Source organism: Devosia sp. A369, from assembly GCF_054489345.1.
Map to the genome: position 1 here is coordinate 157,435 of NZ_JBTMWV010000004.1, position 20,885 is coordinate 178,319.

Here is a 20,885-nt window from a genome sequence, read left to right on the forward strand (position 1 = left end):
CGTCAACATTGCCAAGGTTTAATGTTGGCGCAACCTGTCAGAAAGGCGCGGTATTCCATATCTAGGGGCATAAGCCGTTGAGGGCTTGCCCTAGGAGAATAACGCACATGAGCTCGACCATTATGAAGCGTACCAGAAAATGGCTCGGGGCCTCTGCCCTGGCGCTGCTGGTCGGTATCGGTGGCGTATCCACCGCCTTTGTATTCACCGGCCAGACGGCGAATGCCCAGGCCCAATTGCAGAACGCGGCGCAGATCGTTGTGCCCCCGACCGCCCAGCCGCATGCCGGCTTTGCCGATCTGGTGGAAGCGGTGAAGCCCGCCGTGGTCTCGATCCTCGTCGAAGCCCAGGAAAGCCCGCGCGTAGTGCAGCGTGGCGGTCGGGGCGGCGAATTCAATTTCAATTTCCCCGACCTGCCTGAAGGCCATCCGTTCCAGGACTTCTTCGACCAGTTCGGCGATCAGTTCGGCCAGCGTGGCGGCCGCGGCGGCGGCGATGCTCCGGCACCGCGCCAGTTCATGGCAGCCGGTTCCGGCTTCGTGATTTCGGCTGACGGCTATATCGTCACCAATAATCACGTCGTCACCGACGCGACCAAGGTCACCGTGGTGTTCGAAGACGGCACCGAACAGGTTGCCGAGATCGTCGGCACCGACGAGCGCACCGATCTGGCCGTGCTCAAGATCGAGGGCACCGATCTGCCCTTCGTCAATTTCGAGACCGAATCCAGCCGCGTCGGCGACTGGGTAGTGGCCGTGGGCAATCCCTTCGGCCTGGGTGGTACCGTGACTGTCGGCGTCATCTCCGGTTCGGGCCGCAATATCGGCGGCTCCAGCTATGGCGATTTCCTGCAGATCGACGCGGCGGTGAACACCGGCAACTCGGGTGGCCCGGCCTTCAACACCAAGGGTGAAGTGGTTGGCGTCAACACCGCCATCTATTCGCCCAATGGCGGCAATGTCGGCATCGCCTTCGCCATTCCGGCGGCAACCGTCAAAGGCATCGTGGCGCAGCTGATCGATAGCGGCACCGTGACCCGAGGTTACCTCGGCGTCGGCATCCAGAACGTCACGCGCGACATCGCCGATGGCGTTGGCCTTGCCGAAGCCAAGGGCGCCATCGTCAGCAACATCGCTGAAGACGGCCCTGCCGGTCCTGCTGGTCTCAAGTCGGGCGACATCGTCACCGCCGTTGATGGCGATCCGATTGATGACGCACTCGACCTCAGCCGCACCATTGCCGGCAAGGCTCCCGACTCCACCGTTGAGCTGACCGTGTGGCGCGATGGCGCCGAGACCAAGCTTTCGGTCAAGCTGGGCACGCTCAATGAGGAGCAGGCCGCCGCTGCCGACCAGAGCCAGGCCCCCGTGCCGCCAGTCCCTGTACCGGCCGAATCGAGCGTTGGCCTGACCCTCGTGCCGAACGCTGACGGTTCGGGCGGTCTGCTGATCCAGGATGTCGATCCTGAATCGGAAGCTGCCAAGAAGGGCCTTGCCGTTGGCGATGCCATTCTTGAAATCAACAACACGCCGGTGAGTTCGCTCGAGGAATTCGAGGCAGCGCTTGACGCGGTCAAGGCCCAAGGGCGCAATACCGCCCTGGTCAAGGCCAGCCGCGACGGCAATGATCGCTTTATCGGCCTGCCGCTGAGCGAGTAAGTCAATATGGCCCCGGGGTTCGCCCCGGGGTCGATTCTATAGGGGAGCGTCGCGGTGAAAATATTGCTGATCGAAGATGATCGGGAGGCCGCGAGCTACCTCATTCAGGCGCTCGATGAGGCCGGGCACATCGCCCACCACGCCGCCGACGGTGAAACCGGTTACGCCATGGCCTCGGGCATGGATTATGATGTGCTGATCGTCGACCGCATGCTGCCACGCCGCGATGGCCTGTCCATCATCGAATCCCTGCGCGCCGAAGGCGACAAGACTCCGGTGCTGATCCTTTCCGCTCTGGGCGAGGTCGATGACCGGGTGACCGGTCTGCGCGCCGGCGGCGACGACTATCTCACCAAGCCCTATGCCTTTACCGAACTGCTGGCCCGCGTCGAAGTGCTGGCCCGCCGCTCCAGTCCATCCGAAGCCGCCACCAGCTATGAAGTGGCCGGGCTGACGCTCGACCGGCTGTCGCGCAAGGTCGAACGCGATGGCGAAACCATCCTGTTGCAGCCGCGCGAATTTCGCCTGCTCGAATATCTGATGAAGCATGCCGGCAAGGTGGTGACCCGCACCATGCTGCTGGAAAATGTCTGGGATTATCACTTCGATCCGCAGACCAACGTCATTGACGTCCACATGTCGCGGCTGCGCTCCAAGATCGACAAGGGCCATGCCAGCCCGCTGCTGCAGACGGTGCGCGGCGCCGGCTACATGATCCGCGAGTAGGAATTGAACCGCTTCTGGCAACTCTGGCGCACCTCCACGGTCAGGCTGACGGCAACGTTCATCCTGATCTTTTCGCTGTTTGCCATCCTGCTGCTGGCCTTCATCACCTGGCAGTCCAGCGTGTCGATCCAGCGCCAGCAGGCCGATGATATCGCCAGCGAAATGCAGGTCTTGCAGCGCATTGAGGCTTCGCAGGGCATTCGCGGTCTGGCTTTTGCCGTCGAGCGCCTGTCGCGCACTCCGGGCCCCGGCGTCTATTTTCTCGGCGATGCCAGCGGGCTTTATCTGCTTGGCAATGTCACCGACATTCCCGCTGAAGTGCTGATCGAGCCGGGCATTTACAGCTTTGACTATGAGCGCGCCAATCCCTTCATCGACCCGCCCGATAATGACGCGCGCCCCCGCCGCGCCAAGACCGGCTTTGCCGTGGTGCGCTCGGTTGAGCTGAGCAATGGCATGCGGCTGGTGGTGGGCCGCGACGTGGTCGAGCGGCGCGGCTTTTCCGCCATCATCGTGCAGAGCTTCCTGCTCGGCGTGCTCGGCATCGTGCTGTTTTCCTCCATCGCCGGCGGCATCACCGCGCGCCGCGTGCTCAAGCGCATCGACACCATCCGCGATACCTCCACCAAAATCATGTCCGGCAACCTCTCCGAGCGGGTGCCGATCACCAAGCGCAATGACGAGTTCGATGGCCTCGCCACCAATCTGAACGCCATGCTCGACCGCATCGAGCAATTGCTGCAGGGCCTCAAGGAGGTCACCGACAATGTCGCGCATGATCTCAAGACGCCGCTGACCCGGCTGCGCAATCAGGCCGAAACCGCCTTGCGCCACGGCGCCAGCGACGAAACCCGCCAGCAGGCGCTGGAAACCACCATCGCCGAGAGCGACCGCCTGATCCAGACCTTCAACGCCCTGCTGATGATCGCCCGCGCCGAGGCCGGGGCGCCCTCCGGCGCGCTGACCGATGTCGATGTCAGCGCCGTAGTCGCCGACGTTGCCGAGCTCTATGGCCCGGTGGCCGAAGACGAGAACATCGTTATCGAAACCGCCATCACCGAGGCGGTGCATCTGCGCGCCAATCGCGAACTGATCGGCCAGGCCATGGTGAACCTGCTGGAAAACGCCATCAAATACGCCCGGCCCGATGGGGAAGGGCAGGGCCGCATCACCATCGGCCTGCGCCGCGACGCTGGCCGAGTACTCATCGAAGTCGCCGACAACGGCCCCGGCATCGCCGAGCCCGACCGCAAGCGGGTGCTGGAACGCTTCGTCCGCCTCGAAAAAAGCCGCTCCGAACCCGGCTCCGGCCTCGGCCTGTCACTGGTCGACGCCGTAGCGCGCCTCCACGGCGGCAGCTTCCGCATCGAAGACAACGCGCCGGGGGTGCGGGCGGTGATTGATCTGCCAGGCGCCTAGGCGCCCCCCAACCCTCTCCCACCCACCGGATCCCCCTCGCCCCTTGTGGGAGAGGGACAGCAATTCTGCGCCCGCCCATGCTTCAATGCTCGTGGGTAAGGCCCCCTCATCCGCCCTGCGGGCACCTTCTCCCACGAGGGGAGAAGGAAAACAGCGTCAGCCCCCGCTTGCTCAATCCCCCTCCGCCACGTTATCCCTCACCCATGGTCATCAAGCTCGCCGCCCTGCCGCCCATCGCCACGCCGCGCTTTGATGCGTGGTGCGCCGATCTCCCATCCGACCAGGAGGCGGTGTTCACCGCCTCGACGCTCGGTCCCCTGCTCGAAGCCGCTCCCTATCTGCTGGCGCTGGCCGAGGCCAATGCGGACTGGCTGGTGGCCACCCTCGCCGATAGCGCCGATGGCGCTTTCACCGACATCATCGACACCGTGGAAGCCACCGGCCGCAGCGCCACCGACGAGGAAACCCTCGCGCCGGTGCTGCGCATCGCCAAGGGCCGCACCGCTCTGCTGGCCGCCATTGCCGAAACCGGCGGCGCCTGGACCACGGCACAAGCCACCGCTGCGCTGTCCGACCTCGCCGACGCGGCGCTCGATGCCGCGCTGAACCTGCTGCTGCGCCGCGCCGCCGACAAGGGCCTGCTGACCATCCCGCCCGAACAGGCCACCGCCGCCAATTCCGGCCTCGCCATTTTCGCGCTGGGCAAGCATGGCGGGCAGGAGCTGAACTACTCCTCCGATATCGACATCGTCGCCTTCTACGATCCCGACAAGGGCGTGTTGGCCGATCCCAGCGAAGCGACCAAAATCTACTCTCGCATCGTGCAAAAGCTGGTCGGGCTGATGGAAGACCGGCAGGCGCATGGCTATGTGTTCCGTACCGATCTGCGCCTGCGCCCCGATCCCGGCTCGACCCCCGTCGCCATCTCTTTTGATGCTGCGCTGGCCTATTATGAAAGCCGGGGTCAAAACTGGGAGCGCGCCGCCTGGATCAAGGCCCGCGCCTGTGCCGGCGACCGCACGGTGGGCGAAGCGTTCCTCCGTGAACTGGCGCCCTATGTCTGGCGCAAGCATCTCGATTTCGCCACCATCGCCGATATCCAGGCGATGAAGCGCCAGATCAACATCACCAAGAATGTCGGCGATATCCGCGTCGAAGGCCACAACGTCAAGCTCGGCCGCGGCGGCATCCGCGAGATCGAGTTCTTCACCCAGACCCAGCAGCTTATCGCCGGCGGCCGTGACAAGAGCCTGCGCGTCAAGCCGACTGCCCATGCGCTAGCCGCCTTGGCCGACGCCAACTGGATCTCGCCGCGCACCGCCACCGAGCTGACCCAGACCTATTGGTATCTGCGCGCCGTCGAAAACCGGCTGCAAATGCTGCGCGACGAGCAGACCCACATCATGCCCGCCACGCCCGAGGAAGTCGCCACCATCGGGCTGCTGATGGGCGAGCCCGACCTGCACCAGTTCGAAACCGAGTATCGCGCCGCGCTCGAACGCGTCGTTACCTATTATTCCGAGCTGTTCACCGAAGGCGCCACCCTGGGCAGCGGCGAGGGCAATCTGGTCTTCACCGGCCATGACGACGATCCGGGTACGCTGGAAACCCTCTCCGGCATGGGTTTTGCCAATCCGTCCAAAGCCATCGAAACCGTGCGCAAATGGCATTATGGCAGCTATCCCGCCACCCGCGCCGCCGCCGCCCGCGCCCACCTCACCGAGCTGCTGCCGGCATTGCTGACCACACTGGGCGGGGCTGGCAATGCCGATGAGGCGCTGGCCAAATTCGACAATTTCCTGTCGCGCCTCCCCGCCGGCATCCAGCTGTTCGCGCTGCTGCGCGGCCACGCCAATCTGTTGACTCTGCTGGTGCAACTGATGGCCTCGGCGCCGCGCATGGCCGAAGCGGTGATCCATCGCGCCCATGTCATGGATGGGCTGATCGATCCGGCCTTCGCCAATGACGTGACCCATCGCGACGTGCTGATCGCCAAGGTCGACGCCTTCCTCGCCGAGTCGCGCTCCTATGAGGAAATCATCGACCGCGCCCGCATCATCGGCCAGGAGCAGAAATTCCTCATCGCCGCCGGCCTGCTCTCCGGCACGGTCGGCGCCAATGGGGCAGGGGAGCAGTTCACCGCGCTGGCCGAAACCCTGGTCAATCGCCTGCTGGGCAGCGTCCGCACCGAGTTCGAGCGTCGCCATGGCAAGCTGGTCGGTGGCCGCGTCGCCCTGCTGGCCTTCGGCAAGATGGCCAGCCGCGAAATGACCGTCACCTCCGACCTCGATTTCATCCTGCTCTACGATGCGCCCGAGACCGAGTCCGACGGCGACAAGCCGCTGACCACCAATCACTATTATACCCGTCTCACCCAGCGCCTTGTCGCCGCCGTCACCTCGCCCACCGCCGAGGGCGTGCTGTACGAGGCCGATATGCGGCTGCGCCCCTCCGGCAATGCCGGCCCGCTGGCCACCAGCCTCACCGGCTTCAGCGCCTATCACCGCGACAATGCCTGGACCTGGGAACATCTGGCGCTGAGCCGCGCCCGCGTTATCGCCGCCGATGGCAATCTGGCCAGCGACGTCGACGCCGCCATCGCCGCCGTGATGTCCCGCCCGCGCGATATCGCCAAGACCATCGACGACGTGGTGTCCATGCGGGCGCTGATGGCCAAGGAGCGTCCCGCGCGCCACCCCTTTGATCTCAAACTGGCCGAGGGCGGTCTGGTCGACCTCGAATTCATCGCCCAATCAGCCCAACTGGTCGCCGGCAGCATTGTCGCGCTGCCGCAAGCGCCGACGGCCCGGGTTTTGAGCAAGCTAAGTGACGTTAATCTCGTGCCAGAAGGCAGAACGCTGGCAGAAATCCACGAGACTTATGCCACCGTGCTGCAGGTGATGAGTTCGGCCCTGATCAGCCCATTCAAGGACGAAGCCTGGACCGATGCCTTCAAGGAACTGCTGGCCGGGCTGACGCATTACCCCGATTTCGGGCGGCTCGAGCTGGATCTGGCGCAGATGCGCAGCGAAGTCAGCGTCGCGGCGGCGCATTGGTATGAAAAAGCGCGCGGACTCTAATCCCGCTTCGGCGGCACCCCTGTGCCCCGTTCTTCCAGCGCCTGCTTGACGCTTTCGGGAATGTCCCGGCAGCCGCAGGCGGCGGCGTGGGCGATGTGCCAGGTGATGCGTTGCTGTAGATTGGCGTTGGGCGGCATCGGATGCGCTTCGTGCCATTCCCGGTTCATCGTCAGGCTGCCTGCATTTCAGGCGTAGCCACTGCCGCTGCCAGCGGCAGGGAGATGGCAACCGTGGTGCCGAGCGCCGGACTGGAGTCGATGGCGAGATTGCCGCCGCTGAGTTCGGCAATGGCGCGCGAGATGGAAATGCCCAGCCCCGGACCCACGCCCTCGCGGGTAAAGGTGGCGTCGCCCAGGGCAAAAGGCTGCGACAGGCTGGCAAGGCGCTCCTCGCTCATGCCCAGCCCGGTATCGGTGACTTCCACCACGACCCCATCACGCGCGGCGAAGGACGCCAGGGTGATGCGGCCGCCCGAGGGGGTAAAGCGCAGCGAGTTGTCGACGATATTGGCCACCATGCGGCTGAGCCCCAGCCGGTCGCCCAGCACCACGGCTCCGCTCGGCGCGCCCTGCACAAAGGCCACACCGGCCCGCGTTGCCTGCCCACGGAAGCGCTGAACCACGCTATCGAGCAGCTCATCGACCGAGACCGGATCGCTGCGCAGCGCCTTCTGGCCGCTTTCGAGTTCGACCAGATCGAGGATGGTGGCGAAGGAGGCTAGCAAATGCTCGCCCGAGCTCTTGATCGACTGCACATAGTCGGCATAGCGCGCATCGCCCAGCGGCCCATAGGTCTGGTGCCGCATCAGCTCGGCAAAGCCGATAATGTGGTTGAGCGGGGTGCGAATGTCATGGCTGAGATGGGAAAGGAAATTGGTCTTGGAGCGGCTGGCGGCTTCCGCCTTGAGTTTTTCTTCGTGATAGCGTCGCGCCAGGAGTCGCTGCTCCTGGCGAATGGCGTCGAGCATGGTGACGGTTTTTTTGGCTTCGGTCACGTCGCTGATCAGCGTCATGAAGGCGCCATCGCCCAGCGGGCGTTCTTCGATCAACAGGCAGGCGCCGGTTTCGCAGCGCAGTTCCAGCACCTTGCTGCCATCGACGCCGTCCACCAGCTTGATCGAACCGCCGGCGGTCAGGCGTTGCAACGCCTCAGGATAGGTCAGCGCCCTGGTGCTGCGGTCAAGCCGGTGACGATATTGCTCATTGCAGGCGATCAGTCGGCCCGCTTGGGTCCAGCAGGCCACGCCCATTGGAATGGCTGCTGCCAGCTTCTGATAATTGTGACGCTGCACCATGTCGGGCATGTCGCTGCGGCGACGCATGGTGAACAGGGCGAACAAGGCGGCCAGCCCGAACGCTGCCGCGCCGCGCTGGGCAATGCTCATCCAGGCTCGGACCTGCTCGGTTTCGAGCCCCGAAATCCCCTGCAGCTCCACTGACGCCCGCTGCGGTATGGCGACCAGATTGGCCATGCTGGCCAACCGCTCGCTCGAACTGGTGATGACGCTGTCCGGCTCCAGTGTGACCATCTCGGAAACCAGCGCGCCGCCGATGCTGGATAGGTCGCGGCGAACGTCATCGAAAGTACGCGCCGCGTCGTAGATGACGAACAGGGTGGCCGATAGCAGCGCGGTCAGCGCGACGGCGACAGTGATGGGAGAATAGGCGAAGCCGAAGACGCGGTGTGCGGGCGTCTGGCGCTCGCTCATGTGCCGGCGATTGTCCGCCTTGCCTTCGCCCGTACCGAATCCGGTAACGCTGGCGCCGGATGTCTCCGCCGACCGCATGGAATTCTCCATCATATGAGGTTTTATCCTCGCCCCGATTTGCCCTTTAACAAACAATGAATCAGGGTGACTCGCGTGTCCAGACCCCCAATCATGGCCCCACGAGGGTGATCAGCAAAATCACGAGTCGTCTGAATCACTTAGCGGTGAAAGAAAAATTCTTCCACAGCCTCGGGTATTTAGCTGGACTTTAGGGAAAGCTTTAGAAACCAGAAGGCCGCTGCTTTGCGTGGCAGCGGCCCCCATGGCGGTCGGCCTAGCCGGCCAGCATGCGCGTCAGGATATCGGCGGTGTTCCGGCTCAGCGTGGCGTTGGTTTGCAACGCGGTCAGCGCTGCCTTGGCGGCCGCTCGGCGACCACTTTCCAGCATCGGCCAGATGCGGAAACCGGTCAGCACCCGCGCCGCCACCTGGGGATTGATCTTGTCCACCTCGGCGACGAAATCGGCGACGAAACGGAAGCCTGCGCCGTCGGCCCGGGCAAACTGCGTCGGGTTGCTCATGGCAAAAGTGCCGACCAGCGAGCGCAGCCGGTTGGGGTTGGTCTTGGGGAAGGACGGATCGGCGAGGATCGCCTGCATGGCCTCGATCACTTCATCGCGCGGCGCGGCAGCGGTCACCGTCAGCCATTTGTCGAGCACCAGCGGATCACCGCCAAACCGTGTGCGGAAATCCGCCAGCATGGTTGGCGCGTCCGGGATTCCGGCGGCTGCGGCGGTGGCCAATGCCGAGAGCCGGTCGGTCATATTGCTGGCGTTGGCATATTGCTGGCCTGCCAGCAGGTCGGCGCCGGCGGCTTCGCTGGCCACCAGCAGGTTCAGCACGCGGTTGCGCAATGCCCGGCGGCCGGTGCTGGTTGGGTCGGGGGCATAGGGAGCGGTGCTGGCTAGACTGCTATAGGCGGTCAGCAACTGCGGCTGCAGCGGCGCGAACACCGCCGACAGCAAGGCCTCGCGCACGGTATGGATCAGCGTCGGGTCGATATCCTGGCCGATGGCGCGGCCGATGGATTGTTCATCGGGCAGCGTCAGCGCCAGCGCCTTGAAGGCATCGTCCAGCGTGTCGCTGGCCAGTGTCTCTGCCATGGCCTCGGTCAATGCCGCCACGGCTGCCGTGTTCCATAGCGTGCCGCGCACTGCATCCACCGCCAGCGCCATGCCCACATCCTGCAACGCCTGCCAGCGGTTGAACGGATCGCTGTCATGCCGCGCCAGGAACAGCTGGTCGTCCTGCGTCGCTTTGGTTTCCAGGATCACCGGCGCGGAGAAGGTCCGCAGCAGCGACGGCACTGGCCGATTGGCCACGCCGGTGAAAACCACCTCGGCGCTGGCGCCATCGAACACGATCAGATCGTCGCGCACCTCGGCCCCACTCACCCCGCTCCACTGCATCGAGCTACCATTGGGCCCGATCAGGCCGAACTTGATCGGCAGCACCAGCGGCTGTTTGCTGGGCTGGCCCGGCGTCGGCAGCGTCTCCTGCTTGAGCTTGAGCGTATAGGTCTGCGCTTCGGCGTCGTAGTGCTCGTCCACGCTCAGCTTCGGCGTGCCAGCTTGCAGATACCAGGTCTTGAACTGATCGAGATTGACCGCATTGGCGTCGGCAAAGGCGGCAAGGAACGCCTCGATGGTCGTCGCCTGTCCATCATGCCGCTCGAAATACAGGTCCATGCCCTTGCGGAAGCCTGCTTCGCCGAGCAGCGTCGCCAGCATGCGGACGATTTCGGCGCCCTTTTCATAGACCGTCGTCGTGTAGAAATTGTTGATCTCGCGATACTGGTCCGGGCGCGGCGGATGCGCCAGCGGGCCGCCATCCTCGGGGAATTGCGCCCGGCGCAATGTCACCACATCCGAGATGCGCTTCACTGCCCGCGAACGCTCGTCGCTGGTGAATTCCTGGTCGCGATAGACCGTCAGCCCTTCCTTGAGGCAGAGCTGGAACCAGTCGCGGCAGGTGATGCGGTTGCCGGTCCAGTTGTGGAAATATTCGTGCGCAATGACCCGCTCGATGCCGTCATAATCGCCATCGGTGGCGGTGTCCGGCTTGGCGAACACCAGCCGGTCGTTGAAGATGTTGAGCCCCTTGTTCTCCATCGCCCCGAAATTGAAATCGGACACGGCGACGATGTTGAAAATGTCGAGGTCATATTCGCGGCCGAAGCGCCGTTCGTCCCACGCCATCGAGCGCTTGAGGCTATCCATGGCCCAGTGGCACTGGTCTTCCTTGCCATGGGTGCAATAGATCGCCAGATCCACCTTGCGGCCCGAACCGGTGGTGAAGCTGTCGGAGATCGAGCCGAGATCGCCCGCCACCAGCGCAAAGAGATAAGCCGGCTTGGGGAAGGGGTCTTCCCACACCGCATAATGCAACCCGTCGCCCGCATCGCCCGCCTCGAGCAGATTGCCATTGGCCAGCAGCACCGGGGCCAGATCGCGCGGCGCCGTCATCCGCACCTTGAAAACCGCCAGATTGTCCGGCCGGTCGAGATAATAGGTGATGCGGCGGAACCCCTCGGGCTCGCATTGCGTGCACCAGGTGCCGCTGGAGCGATACAGCCCCATCAGCTTGGTATTGCCCTCGGGCTGTAGATTGACCTCGGTTTCCAGCACGAAACGGGTCAGCGGCGGCTCGAACAGGGTCAGCCCATTGCCATCCGCCGCATAGGCCGACAGCACCAGCGGCGCGCCGTCGATGGCGATGGAGGCCAGCGTCAGCTCATCCCCATCCAGCACCAGCGGCGTGCCCGGCGCAGTGCCCGGGCTGGGCTCGACGCTCAGCAGCGCCCGCACCCGCGTGCCCTCAGCCAAAATCCTGAAATCGAGGTCGATCGCCGTGATCCGGTACGGGGCCGGGGCGTAGTCCTTGAGGTAGATGGTGTGTTCGGTTTCGGTGCGCATGGTGGGTCCGTCAAATCGTCGGTCTGAAATCGATTGTGGCAGCGCCGCAACAGTCAATTCGGCGCATTCGTGTATCCTGATCGGCCAGCGACCGCTTCGGTCCACTCTTCTACGCCAATTGGGACGGCATTGGGGAGGGGCTTGCAGCGCGCACACTGCTCCTCTGCATCATTGCCGGTGTATCGAGCAGGTATCCTAGTTTCCCGATCGGTATCAGACGGCACTGCTGCCAGCTTCTGTCGCTGGCCCGATGTCATAAGCGCGAAGCCGCTCCTGGCCGTTTTTTGGTGTATTTCCATGCTGCGTTGGTTTGAACGACGTCTCGACCCCTATCCCCCCGGCGATCCGGTTGAGCCGCCCAAGGGGCTGGTGGCCTTTTGCCTGCATTATTCGCACGGCGCCAAGAAGTGGCTGGGCCTGATGGCCTTTGCCGCCGCGGCCGTCGCGCTCGGCGAAATCGTGGTGTTCGGCTTTATCGGCGATGTGGTGAACTGGTTGGCTGATGCCGACAAGGAAACCTTCATGCAGACCGACGGCTGGAAGCTGGCGCTGATGGGGGCGATGGTCGTCTTCGTCGTGCCCGCTTTTGCGCTGCTGTCGACGCTGACCATGCATCAGACCCTGCTCGGCAACTTCCCCCAGCGCATCCGCTGGATGAGCCATCGCTATCTCATTCGCCAGTCGATGAGCTACTTCCAGGACGAGTTTGCCGGCCGCATCGGCGCCAAGCTGATGCAGACCTCGCTCGCCGTCCGCGAAGTGGTGATGAAGCTGCTCGACATGCTGGTCTATGTCGTCGTCTACTTCACCGGCGCGGTGTTCCTGGCCGCTTCGGCCGATTGGCGGCTGGCGATTCCATTCCTGGTCTGGCTCGTCGCCTATGTGTCGATGATGGTCTATTTCATCCCGCGTCTCGGCAAGATTTCCGAGGCCCAGGCCGATGCCCGCTCGGTGATGACCGGCCGCATCATCGACAGCTACACCAATATTGCCACGGTAAAACTGTTCTCCCATTCCAATCGTGAGGAGACCTACGCCAAGGAGTCGATGGATGTTTTCCTCGACACCGCCTACCGGCAGATGCGCCTGTTCACCATCCTCAATGTGTCGGTGCTGTGGTCCAACGCGCTGCTGCTGTTCGCCGTGGCGGCGACCGGCATCTGGCTCTGGTTCCAGGGCGTGATGTCGCCCGGCTCGCTGGCAGTGTCGCTGGGTCTGGTGATGCGCTTCCAGGGCATGAGCCAGTGGGTAATGTGGGAAATGTCGGCGCTGTTCGAGAATATCGGCACGGTGCGCGATGGCATTTCCTCGCTCTCGGTGTCGCGCGTCGTTTCCGACGTGCCCGGCGCCAAGGCGCTGCCCGAGGTCAAGGGTGACATCAAGTTCGAGAATGTCTCGTTCCACTACGGCAAGACCTCCGGCGTGATCGATCATCTCGACCTGCATATCCGTCCGGGCGAGAAAATCGGGCTGGTCGGGCGCTCCGGCGCCGGCAAGTCCACGCTCGTCAACCTGCTGCTGCGCTTCTACGACCGCGCCGATGGCCGCATCCTGATCGACGGCCACGATATCGCCGGGGTGACGCAGGACAGCCTGCGCGCCAATGTGGGCGTGGTGACCCAGGATACCTCGCTCCTGCACCGCTCGGTGCGCGACAACATCGTCTATGGCCGCCCCGACGCGACCGAAGCGATGATGCTGGAAGCGGCCGAACTGGCCGAGGCCACCGCCTTTATCGGCGGACTGTCGGACCTGCAGGGTCGGGTGGGCTTCGACGCCCATGTCGGCGAGCGCGGCGTCAAGCTCTCCGGTGGCCAGCGCCAGCGCATCGCCATCGCCCGGGTGCTGCTCAAGAACGCGCCGATCCTGGTGCTGGACGAAGCCACTTCCGCGCTCGACTCCGAAGTCGAAGCCGCCATCCAGGGCCAGCTGCAATTGCTGATGCGCGGCAAGACGGTGATCGCCATCGCCCACCGGCTCTCCACCATCGCCATGATGGATCGGCTGGTGGTGCTCGACAAAGGCCGCGTCGTCGAGCAGGGCACCCATGCCCAGCTGCTCGACACCAACGGCATCTATGCCAGCCTGTGGAACCGCCAATCCGGCGGCTTCATCGACGCCGACCAACCCGAAGAGGCAGCGCAGTGATCTGCGCCAGCCGCTAGCGCGATCTGTTCCCTCCCCCTTGAGGGGAGGGCTAGGGTGGGGGTGTCGTGCCCTCCAAATACACGGAACTGGTGGGGAACACGACACCCCCACCCCCAACCCCTCCCCTCAAGGGGGAGGGGAGCAACAGCGATCAACCAAGGAGAACCCCAATGGGTGACATCATCACGATCCGAGCCAATGGCCACCACCAGCCCGGTGCCGCCGGTCCCTGCAAACCCTCCGATCGTTACCGAACCTGACCTGAGTAGAAGAACCTCTCCGTCAGGCGCGGCTCACAAGAATGAGCTCATAATGTTCAACCGCGTCATCGACTATTTCGACCATCGCTACTCGCCCATCGCGCTCGCCGAAAACCGGCAGCCGCCCATGGGTCTCCGACCTTTCGTTACCTATTTCATCGCCCAGTTCCGGGCCGCCTTCATCACCCGCATCGTGCTGGTGTCCATCGGCTCGGTCGCCGATGCGCTGATGCCGGTGTTTGTCGGCCTTGTGGTCGGCATGCTGGCCACCACCAATCCGGGCGACATCTTCACCCTGCACGGCCAAACCTTCCTGTGGATGATCTTCGTCGTCGTGCTTGTGCGGCCGCTGACCTTCCTGCTCGATACCCTGATCCGCAACCACGCCATCGTGCCCAATCTGGTCGATCTGGTGCGCTGGCAGAGCCATTACCATGTGATCCGCCAGAGCTGGACCTTCTTCCAGAACGACTTTGCCGGGCGCATCTCCAACAAGATCATGCAGGCCGGCGAGGCCATCGAAATCGGGGTAAACCTGACCATCGATGCGGCGTGGTATGCGCTGGTCTTTGTGATCGTGGCCATCATCGTGCTGGCCCAGCTCGACCCGGTACTGTTGGTGCCGATCGGGGTCTGGCTGCTGTTTTATGCCATCCTCTTCACCATCACCATGCCGCTCATCGCCCGCTATTCCGAGGAACTCTCGGAGTCCAAATCGGTGATGACCGGCAGAATTGTCGACAGCTACACCAATATCCAGACCCTCAAGACCTTCTCTACTGGCGGTCATGAGGACCGCTATGTGTCGGACTCGGTCAATGACCACGCGGTCAGCTTTCGCAAGCTGATGCGGGTGTTCACCTATATGTGGTCGACCCTGTTCATGCTGAATGCCGGTCTGGTGGTTTCGGTCACCTGGCTGGCCCTGTCAGGCTGGAACGAAGGGACCTTGTCCGCCGCCGCCGTGGCGACCGCCATCCCCTTTGCCCTGCAGATCATGAATATGAGCGGCTGGATTCTGGAAATCGGCTCCAACATCTTCCGCCAGATCGGTAATATCAGGGACTCGATGGATACCATCGCCCAGCCCCTGACCATGCTCGATGTGCCGGAAGCCAAGCCGCTGGCGGTGACCAAGGGCGAGCTGACTTACGACAAGGTCAGCTTCAACTATTGGCGCGGCAAGGGCGGCAGCGTCATTGATGCCTTCGACCTGACCATTGCCCCGGGCGAAAAGATCGGCCTTGTCGGCCGCTCCGGCTCGGGCAAGTCGACGCTGGTGAACCTCGCTCTGCGCATGTTCGACGTGCAGGACGGCTCCATCCGCATCGACGGGCAGGATGTCCGCAACGTCACGCAGGAAAGCGTCCGCGCGGCCATCGGTCTGGTCAGCCAGGACACCTCCCTGCTGCATCGCTCGGTCCGCGAAAACCTCAAATATGGCCGCCAATCGGCCAGTGATGAGGAAATGGTCCGGGCCGCCGAACAGGCCAAGGTGCATGATGTCATCATGGGGCTGGTCGATCCCAAGGGCAACACGGGCTACGACGCCCATGTCGGCGAACGCGGCGTCAAGCTCTCGGGTGGCCAGCGCCAGCGCGTCGCCATCGCCCGCGTGCTGCTCAAGAACGCCCCGATTCTGGTGCTCGATGAAGCTACCTCGGCGTTGGACTCCGAAGTGGAAGCGGCGATCCAGGAGCAGCTGACCACGCTGATGCAGGGCAAGACGGTGATCGCCATCGCCCACCGCCTGTCCACCATTGCCGCCATGGACCGCCTGGTGGTGCTGGAGCAGGGCCAGATTGTCGAGGAGGGCACTCACGCCCAGCTCCTCGCCACTGGGGGGCATTACGCCCAGCTCTGGGAACGCCAATCCGGCGGCTTCCTCGATCTCGAGGCGGCGCAATAACTTGAAAGCGGCGTCGCGGGCCTAGCTCGCGGCGCCTTTAGCTCGCATTGCCAAACAAGCGGCGGCGATAGGACTGGCGGCCATTGCGCGCCTCGGCATCCACATGCTCGAACATCTTTGCTTCGCTCATCGGTCGGCCGAACAGATAGCCCTGCATCACGGTGCCGCCCATGCCGAGCAGCGCGTCGAGCTGTTCCTCGGTTTCGATGCCCTCGAACACGCAGGAAATGTCCAGGTTCCGGCACAGATCGATAGTGGTCCTGATGATCGCCCGGCTGGTCGCGTCATTGGTCACCTCGGCCACAAAACTGCGGTCGACCTTGATGCGGTCCAGCGGCAGCTTCTGCACATGGGTGAGGCTCGAATGCCCGGTGCCGAAATCATCCAGCGCGATGCGCGACCCCAGCGCCAGCAGGGCCACCAGCCCATCATTGGCCTGCACCAGATCCCGCATGATCGCCGTTTCGGTGATCTCAAAATCCACCCGACAGGGCGTGCCGGATTTTTGAAGCTGCGTCACGATGGCTTCGATGGTCGTGGTCGATCCCAGATCGGCGGCCGACAGATTGACCGACAGGCGCAGCGGCTGGGGCAGCTTTTCCGAGACCAGCAGCGCCTTGCGCAGCACGGTCTGGGTGATCTTGGAAATCACCCCTATCCGCTCGGCCATCGGGATGAATTCGCCGGGCGAAATTTCCCCCAGCTCCGGGCTGTTCCAGCGGGCCAGCACTTCATAGCCGGTGGTCCGGTTCTGCACGATGTCGAATTGCGGCTGGAACAGGATGTAGATTTCCGCGTCGAGGTCGGCCGTGTGCAGAGCATGCTCCATGCGCCGCACCTTGCTGAGCTGATTTGCGTGCTTGCCGGAAAAGACGATGGCACGCCCGCGCGCCTCGCGCTTGGCCAGCCAGGTGGCATAATCGGCGCGATCGAACAGCGCATAGGCGGTGTCGCCCGGCTTGGACGCGGCAAAGCCGGCTGTTGCCGACAGATGGATGGTGCCAAGCGCCGTCTCGAACGCCGGTCGCATCGCCGCCGTCAGGGTCTTGCCAAAACGCTGCAGCGCCGCAGCATCGGCTGGCTCGGTGAGGATCAGGGCAAAATTATCCGAGCCCAGCCGGGCGACAAAGGTCGATGGCTGGCGCAACGCATTGATGCGCAAGGCCACGTCGGACAGCACCGCGTCGCCGGCAATCTGGCCAAAAATGTCGTTGACCGATTTGAAGCTGTCGAGGTCCAGCCGAGCTACCGCAATCTGGCGGCCATCAGCCGCGGCGTGGTGCAGCGCCTGCTCCAGCTGCCGGTCGAACGAGCGACGGTTCGGCAGTCCGGTCAGGCTGTCGACATTGGCCAGAAGCTGGTTTTCGTCCGACAGGCGCTGGGTTTCCTGTTGTTTGCGTTCCATTTCGGCGCGTGACGCCACCAGCGCATCGAAGTCGCGATAATTGCTGAGCAGAATGGTCATCAGCGCCCCGACGACCAGGATCAGATTGAGCGCCAGCGTGACAAACACCGGATTGCCGCTGGTGAGGAAGAAGGCGCTGAACGGGATCAGCACGCATAGCGCCAGCATGATGGCCGCACCGCGCATCTGCATCAGGCAGAACACGCAGCAAATGCTGGTAATGCCGATATAGAACGCCACATGCGACTGCTGATACGCATCGCCATAGGGGTAAAGGCTCAGCGCCCAGCTGGAAAAGCCCAATCCGAGCACGGCGGCCATGACCACCGTGCTGCGCAATAGCCGCCGCGCCTCCTGATAGGACAGGTCGCGCAGCCGCATGCGCCACCACCGCAAAATCCGCAGCAGACAGAGCAGCGCCAGGAAACCGGGAACATAGAGGCGCAGCAGATCAGGCGCCTGCGGATAGTTGCCGGCCAGCACCACAGAGTTGAGCAGCAGGATGGCATACATGAGCGGCACCTGGCGGCTGAAGGCGCGTGCTTGTGCCTGGACCAGAGCTGGGTTGTCTGGAACGGCGAAGAACTGCACTAACCGTTTTACTGCCGACATCGCCGACCAGTTTTACTCATCGACCTGAACATAGTCGGGCAAACCCTAATACAAATGTAAACGACATGCATCGGATCTGTCGTTCACTGCACATAGATTCATGGTTCCAGTATAAATTCCCGAAAAATATCCCTCGCGCCCCCCATTGGAAGGCCGCGTGAGACCGGCTAGAACCGATTGCAATCGATTGCGCCGGGCCGCCGGCTGCACGATCCTGCCAATTCGGCAACGTTGCAAATGCCGCGAGGAGACGTCATGGCCATGCCCGCCACCTATTCCGCCCTTGATCTGAGCGGCGCGTTCGCCCTGTCGTCACCGACGCGCGATATTGCCGCGCCGATCACCCTGCCGGGCGATGTGCACGCCGCATTGCTGGCCGCCGACCACATCCCCGATCCCTATTTCGGCGAGAACGAAAAGCCGGTGCTGTGGGTCAATGAAGCCGCCTGGACGGTCGAGCGCAATTTCACCGCCAGCGCCGCCGATATCGACGGCTACCTCACCTTGACCCTTGCCGAAGTGGACTGCATCGCCACCATCCTGCTCAACGGCGAAATCATCGCCAAAACGCAGAACAGTTTCGTCCGCAACGACATCGACGTCACCGGCAAGGTTCGGATCGGCGACAACACCCTCCGCATCGAATTCGACATCGCCCCCGACGTCGCTAAGGCCCGTGCCGACGCGCATCCTTTCCCCATTCCCTTCACCAAAAACTACCAGACCAATGGCTTGAAGGGCATCCACATGAACTTCATCCGCAAGGCGGCGTGCCATGCGGGCTGGGATTGGGGCATCTGCCTGATGCCCATCGGCATCTATGGCACCATGAGCCTGCGCAAGTCGCGCCTCGCCCGCCAGGAGAGCGTCCAGGTCGACCAGGCCCATGGCAGCAATTCGGTCGAACTCTCGATAAAGACTCGCCTTTTCGCCTTCGCTCACGGTTCGGTGGAGCTTGAGCACCACATCGACGGACAGGTGATTGCCGACAAGCTGATCGTTCAGCCGGGCGAAAACCTCTTCACCCACAACCTCACCATCCATAATCCCAAACTGTGGTGGCCAGCCGGGCAGGGCGAACAGCCGCTCTATGAGCTGGTGACCAATCTCGAAGGCGAAAAGACCACCCGCCAGATCGGCCTGCGAAAGCTCGAATGGATCGTCGAAAAAGACGAGATCGACCACAGCTTCAAATGCCGCATCAATGGCCGCGACATCTCCATGCTCGGCGCCAACTGGATTCCCGCCGACGCCATCCCCTCGCGCATCACCCCCGCCGTCATCCGCGACCTGCTGGACAGCGCCAAGGCCGCCAATATGAACATGCTGCGCATCTGGGGCGGTGGTCAGTATGAGCCGGATTATTTCTACGAGCTCTGCGACGAGCTGGGCATCCTGATCTGGCACGATTTCATGTTCGCCTGCATGAGCTACCCGTCCGACCGCCCCTTCCTCGACAATGTGCGCACCGAAATCACCCAGCAGGTGCGCCGCCTCAGCCACCACGCCTGCATTGCCCTGTGGTGCGGCGACAATGAAGTCATCGGCTCGCTGCACTGGTATCCCGAGACCAAGGCGGCGCCCGAGCGCTATGTCGCCAATTACGATCGCCTCAATTCCATGCTCGGCAATATCGTCGAGGACGAAGACCCGGCCCGCCGCTTCTGGCCGTCGTCGCCCTCGATGGGCTATCTCGATTTCTCCGATGGCTGGCAGATGGATACACGCGGCGACACCCATTACTGGGACGTCTGGCACTCGGCCAAAAGCTTCGAGGCCTATCGCACCGTAAATCCGCGCTTCGCCTCCGAATTCGGCTTTCAGTCCTTCACCTCGATGAATGTCATCGAGACTTTTGCCGAGCCCAAGGACCGCAACCCATCCTCCCCGGTGATGGAAAACCACCAGCGCAATGCCGGCGGCAATGCCCGCATTCTCGAAACCATGACGCGCTATTTCCGCTTCCCGCGCGATTTCGACCAGATGGTGTTCCTCAGCCAAATCCAGCAGGGCCTCGCCATCAAGACCGCCATCGAATATTGGCGCTCGACCAAGCCACGCTGCATGGGCACCTTGTTCTGGCAGATTAACGACATTTGGCCCGTCGCCAGCTGGTCGAGCCTGGATTATGGCGGGCAGTGGAAGCTGCTGCAATATATGGCCAGGCGCTTCTTCCTGCCGGTCAATGTCGTCGCCGTCCCGGTCCACGACGACATCGCCACCAATTCGCGCGGCACCCCGGTCGAGGGCGCGCCGCCGACCCGTATCGTGCTCAAAGCCATCAACGACACCGCCCGCCCGGTCAGCATCGCGCTGGAAGTCCGCGCCGTGCAAGTCGGCGGCAGTGATCGCGTCGTCTTCTCCGGCAATGCCGCCATCGGCCAGGACGCCGCCATCGAGCTGGCCAGCGTCACCTTCGACGATCTGGCCGCCGACGAGTTCCTGTTCTTCTCCTGGCGCGACGCCGCCGGCAAGCTACTGGGCGAAAACGACTATTTCCCCAAGCCTTACAAGGCTTACGAGCTAGCTCGACCCCATATCACCGCCACCTGGTCCGACCGCGCCGGCCAGCCGGTCCTGATGCTGGCCACCGACAAGCCAGCCCTCTTCGTCACCGCCAGTGTCGATCTGCCCGGCTATTTCTCCGACAACGCCCTCACCCTGTTGCCCGGCCGTCCCACCCAGCTGACCTTCACCCCCCGCCACGGCGCCACCACCACATCCGCCGACCTAGCCCGCTCGCTACAACTGCGTAACCTCAGCGAGACGTTTTAGGTTTGCCGGCCCCGGCGAGCCCCGATGCGCTCCCTCCCCTTGAGGGGAGGGCCGGGGTGGGGGTGTCGTGGTTCCCGCGCGCTCGCTGTGTTTTGGAGGCGCCGACACCCACAACCACCACTCGTCACCCTCGGGCTTGACCCGAGGGCTCTTGCGACGCCGTTAACGCCCTCGGGTCAAGCCCGAGGGTGACGATCCGGGGTTTGGCGCG

Annotated in this window: 11 protein-coding genes; 7 read left to right on the top strand and 4 right to left on the bottom strand. The window is 63.4% G+C overall.

Going from position 1 to position 20,885, the window contains the following annotated elements; translation table 11 throughout:
• Positions 1-107 precede the first annotated feature (107 nt).
• The 4 genes from ACX3OZ_RS07435 (at position 108) to ACX3OZ_RS07450 (ending at position 6,883) form a co-directional block, all read left to right on the top strand.
• Positions 108-1,658, top strand: coding sequence for a Do family serine endopeptidase (locus tag ACX3OZ_RS07435; protein ID WP_459104191.1), 1,551 nt, complete (start codon positions 108-110; stop codon positions 1,656-1,658).
• A 54-nt stretch (positions 1,659-1,712) separates the two neighbouring features.
• The gene (locus ACX3OZ_RS07440) at positions 1,713-2,384 is read left to right on the top strand and encodes a winged helix-turn-helix domain-containing protein (protein ID WP_459104192.1); all 672 of its coding nucleotides are present in this window, start codon (positions 1,713-1,715) and stop codon (positions 2,382-2,384) included.
• A gap of 3 nt (positions 2,385-2,387) precedes the next feature.
• The gene (locus ACX3OZ_RS07445; protein ID WP_459104193.1) at positions 2,388-3,803 is read left to right on the top strand and encodes a sensor histidine kinase; all 1,416 of its coding nucleotides are present in this window, start codon (positions 2,388-2,390) and stop codon (positions 3,801-3,803) included.
• Positions 3,804-4,006: 203 nt separating this feature from the next.
• A complete protein-coding gene (locus tag ACX3OZ_RS07450; protein WP_459104194.1) occupies positions 4,007-6,883 on the top strand; it encodes a bifunctional [glutamine synthetase] adenylyltransferase/[glutamine synthetase]-adenylyl-L-tyrosine phosphorylase in 2,877 nt (958 codons plus the stop codon).
• On the opposite strand, the gene ACX3OZ_RS07455 is transcribed toward ACX3OZ_RS07450, so the two are convergent.
• From ACX3OZ_RS07455 to pepN, 3 genes are all read right to left on the bottom strand, one after another.
• Entirely contained in the window at positions 6,880-7,050 is a 171-nt protein-coding gene (locus ACX3OZ_RS07455; RefSeq protein WP_459096401.1) for a hypothetical protein, read from the bottom strand. The genes ACX3OZ_RS07450 and ACX3OZ_RS07455 overlap by 4 nt on opposite strands.
• A 2-nt stretch (positions 7,051-7,052) precedes the next feature.
• Positions 7,053-8,669 carry a sensor histidine kinase gene (locus ACX3OZ_RS07460; RefSeq protein ID WP_459096402.1) on the bottom strand — a complete coding sequence of 539 codons (1,617 nt, stop codon included), beginning with the start codon at positions 8,667-8,669 and terminating at the stop codon, positions 7,053-7,055.
• Positions 8,670-8,925: 256 nt separating this feature from the next.
• The gene (gene pepN, locus ACX3OZ_RS07465) at positions 8,926-11,565 is read right to left on the bottom strand and encodes an aminopeptidase N (RefSeq protein ID WP_459096403.1); all 2,640 of its coding nucleotides are present in this window, start codon (positions 11,563-11,565) and stop codon (positions 8,926-8,928) included.
• Positions 11,566-11,862: 297 nt separating this feature from the next.
• Between pepN and ACX3OZ_RS07470 the strand changes: the two genes are divergently transcribed.
• Positions 11,863-13,713 (top strand): ABC transporter ATP-binding protein, encoded by a 1,851-nt coding sequence (locus tag ACX3OZ_RS07470; RefSeq protein ID WP_459096404.1) that lies wholly within the window; start codon positions 11,863-11,865, stop codon positions 13,711-13,713.
• A gap of 312 nt (positions 13,714-14,025) precedes the next feature.
• Positions 14,026-15,882, top strand: coding sequence for an ABC transporter ATP-binding protein (locus tag ACX3OZ_RS07475; RefSeq protein WP_459104195.1), 1,857 nt, complete (start codon positions 14,026-14,028; stop codon positions 15,880-15,882).
• Positions 15,883-15,919: 37 nt separating this feature from the next.
• Here the strand turns inward: ACX3OZ_RS07475 and ACX3OZ_RS07480 are convergent, their stop codons facing one another.
• On the bottom strand, positions 15,920-17,899 hold the full coding sequence (locus ACX3OZ_RS07480; RefSeq protein ID WP_459104196.1) for a putative bifunctional diguanylate cyclase/phosphodiesterase: 1,980 nt from the start codon (positions 17,897-17,899) through the stop codon (positions 15,920-15,922).
• Between the two features lie 255 nt (positions 17,900-18,154).
• Here ACX3OZ_RS07480 and ACX3OZ_RS07485 point away from each other — a divergent pair, with 255 nt between their 5' ends.
• Positions 18,155-20,674 carry a beta-mannosidase gene (locus ACX3OZ_RS07485; RefSeq protein WP_459104197.1) on the top strand — a complete coding sequence of 840 codons (2,520 nt, stop codon included), beginning with the start codon at positions 18,155-18,157 and terminating at the stop codon, positions 20,672-20,674.
• Positions 20,675-20,885: the final 211 nt, after the last annotated feature.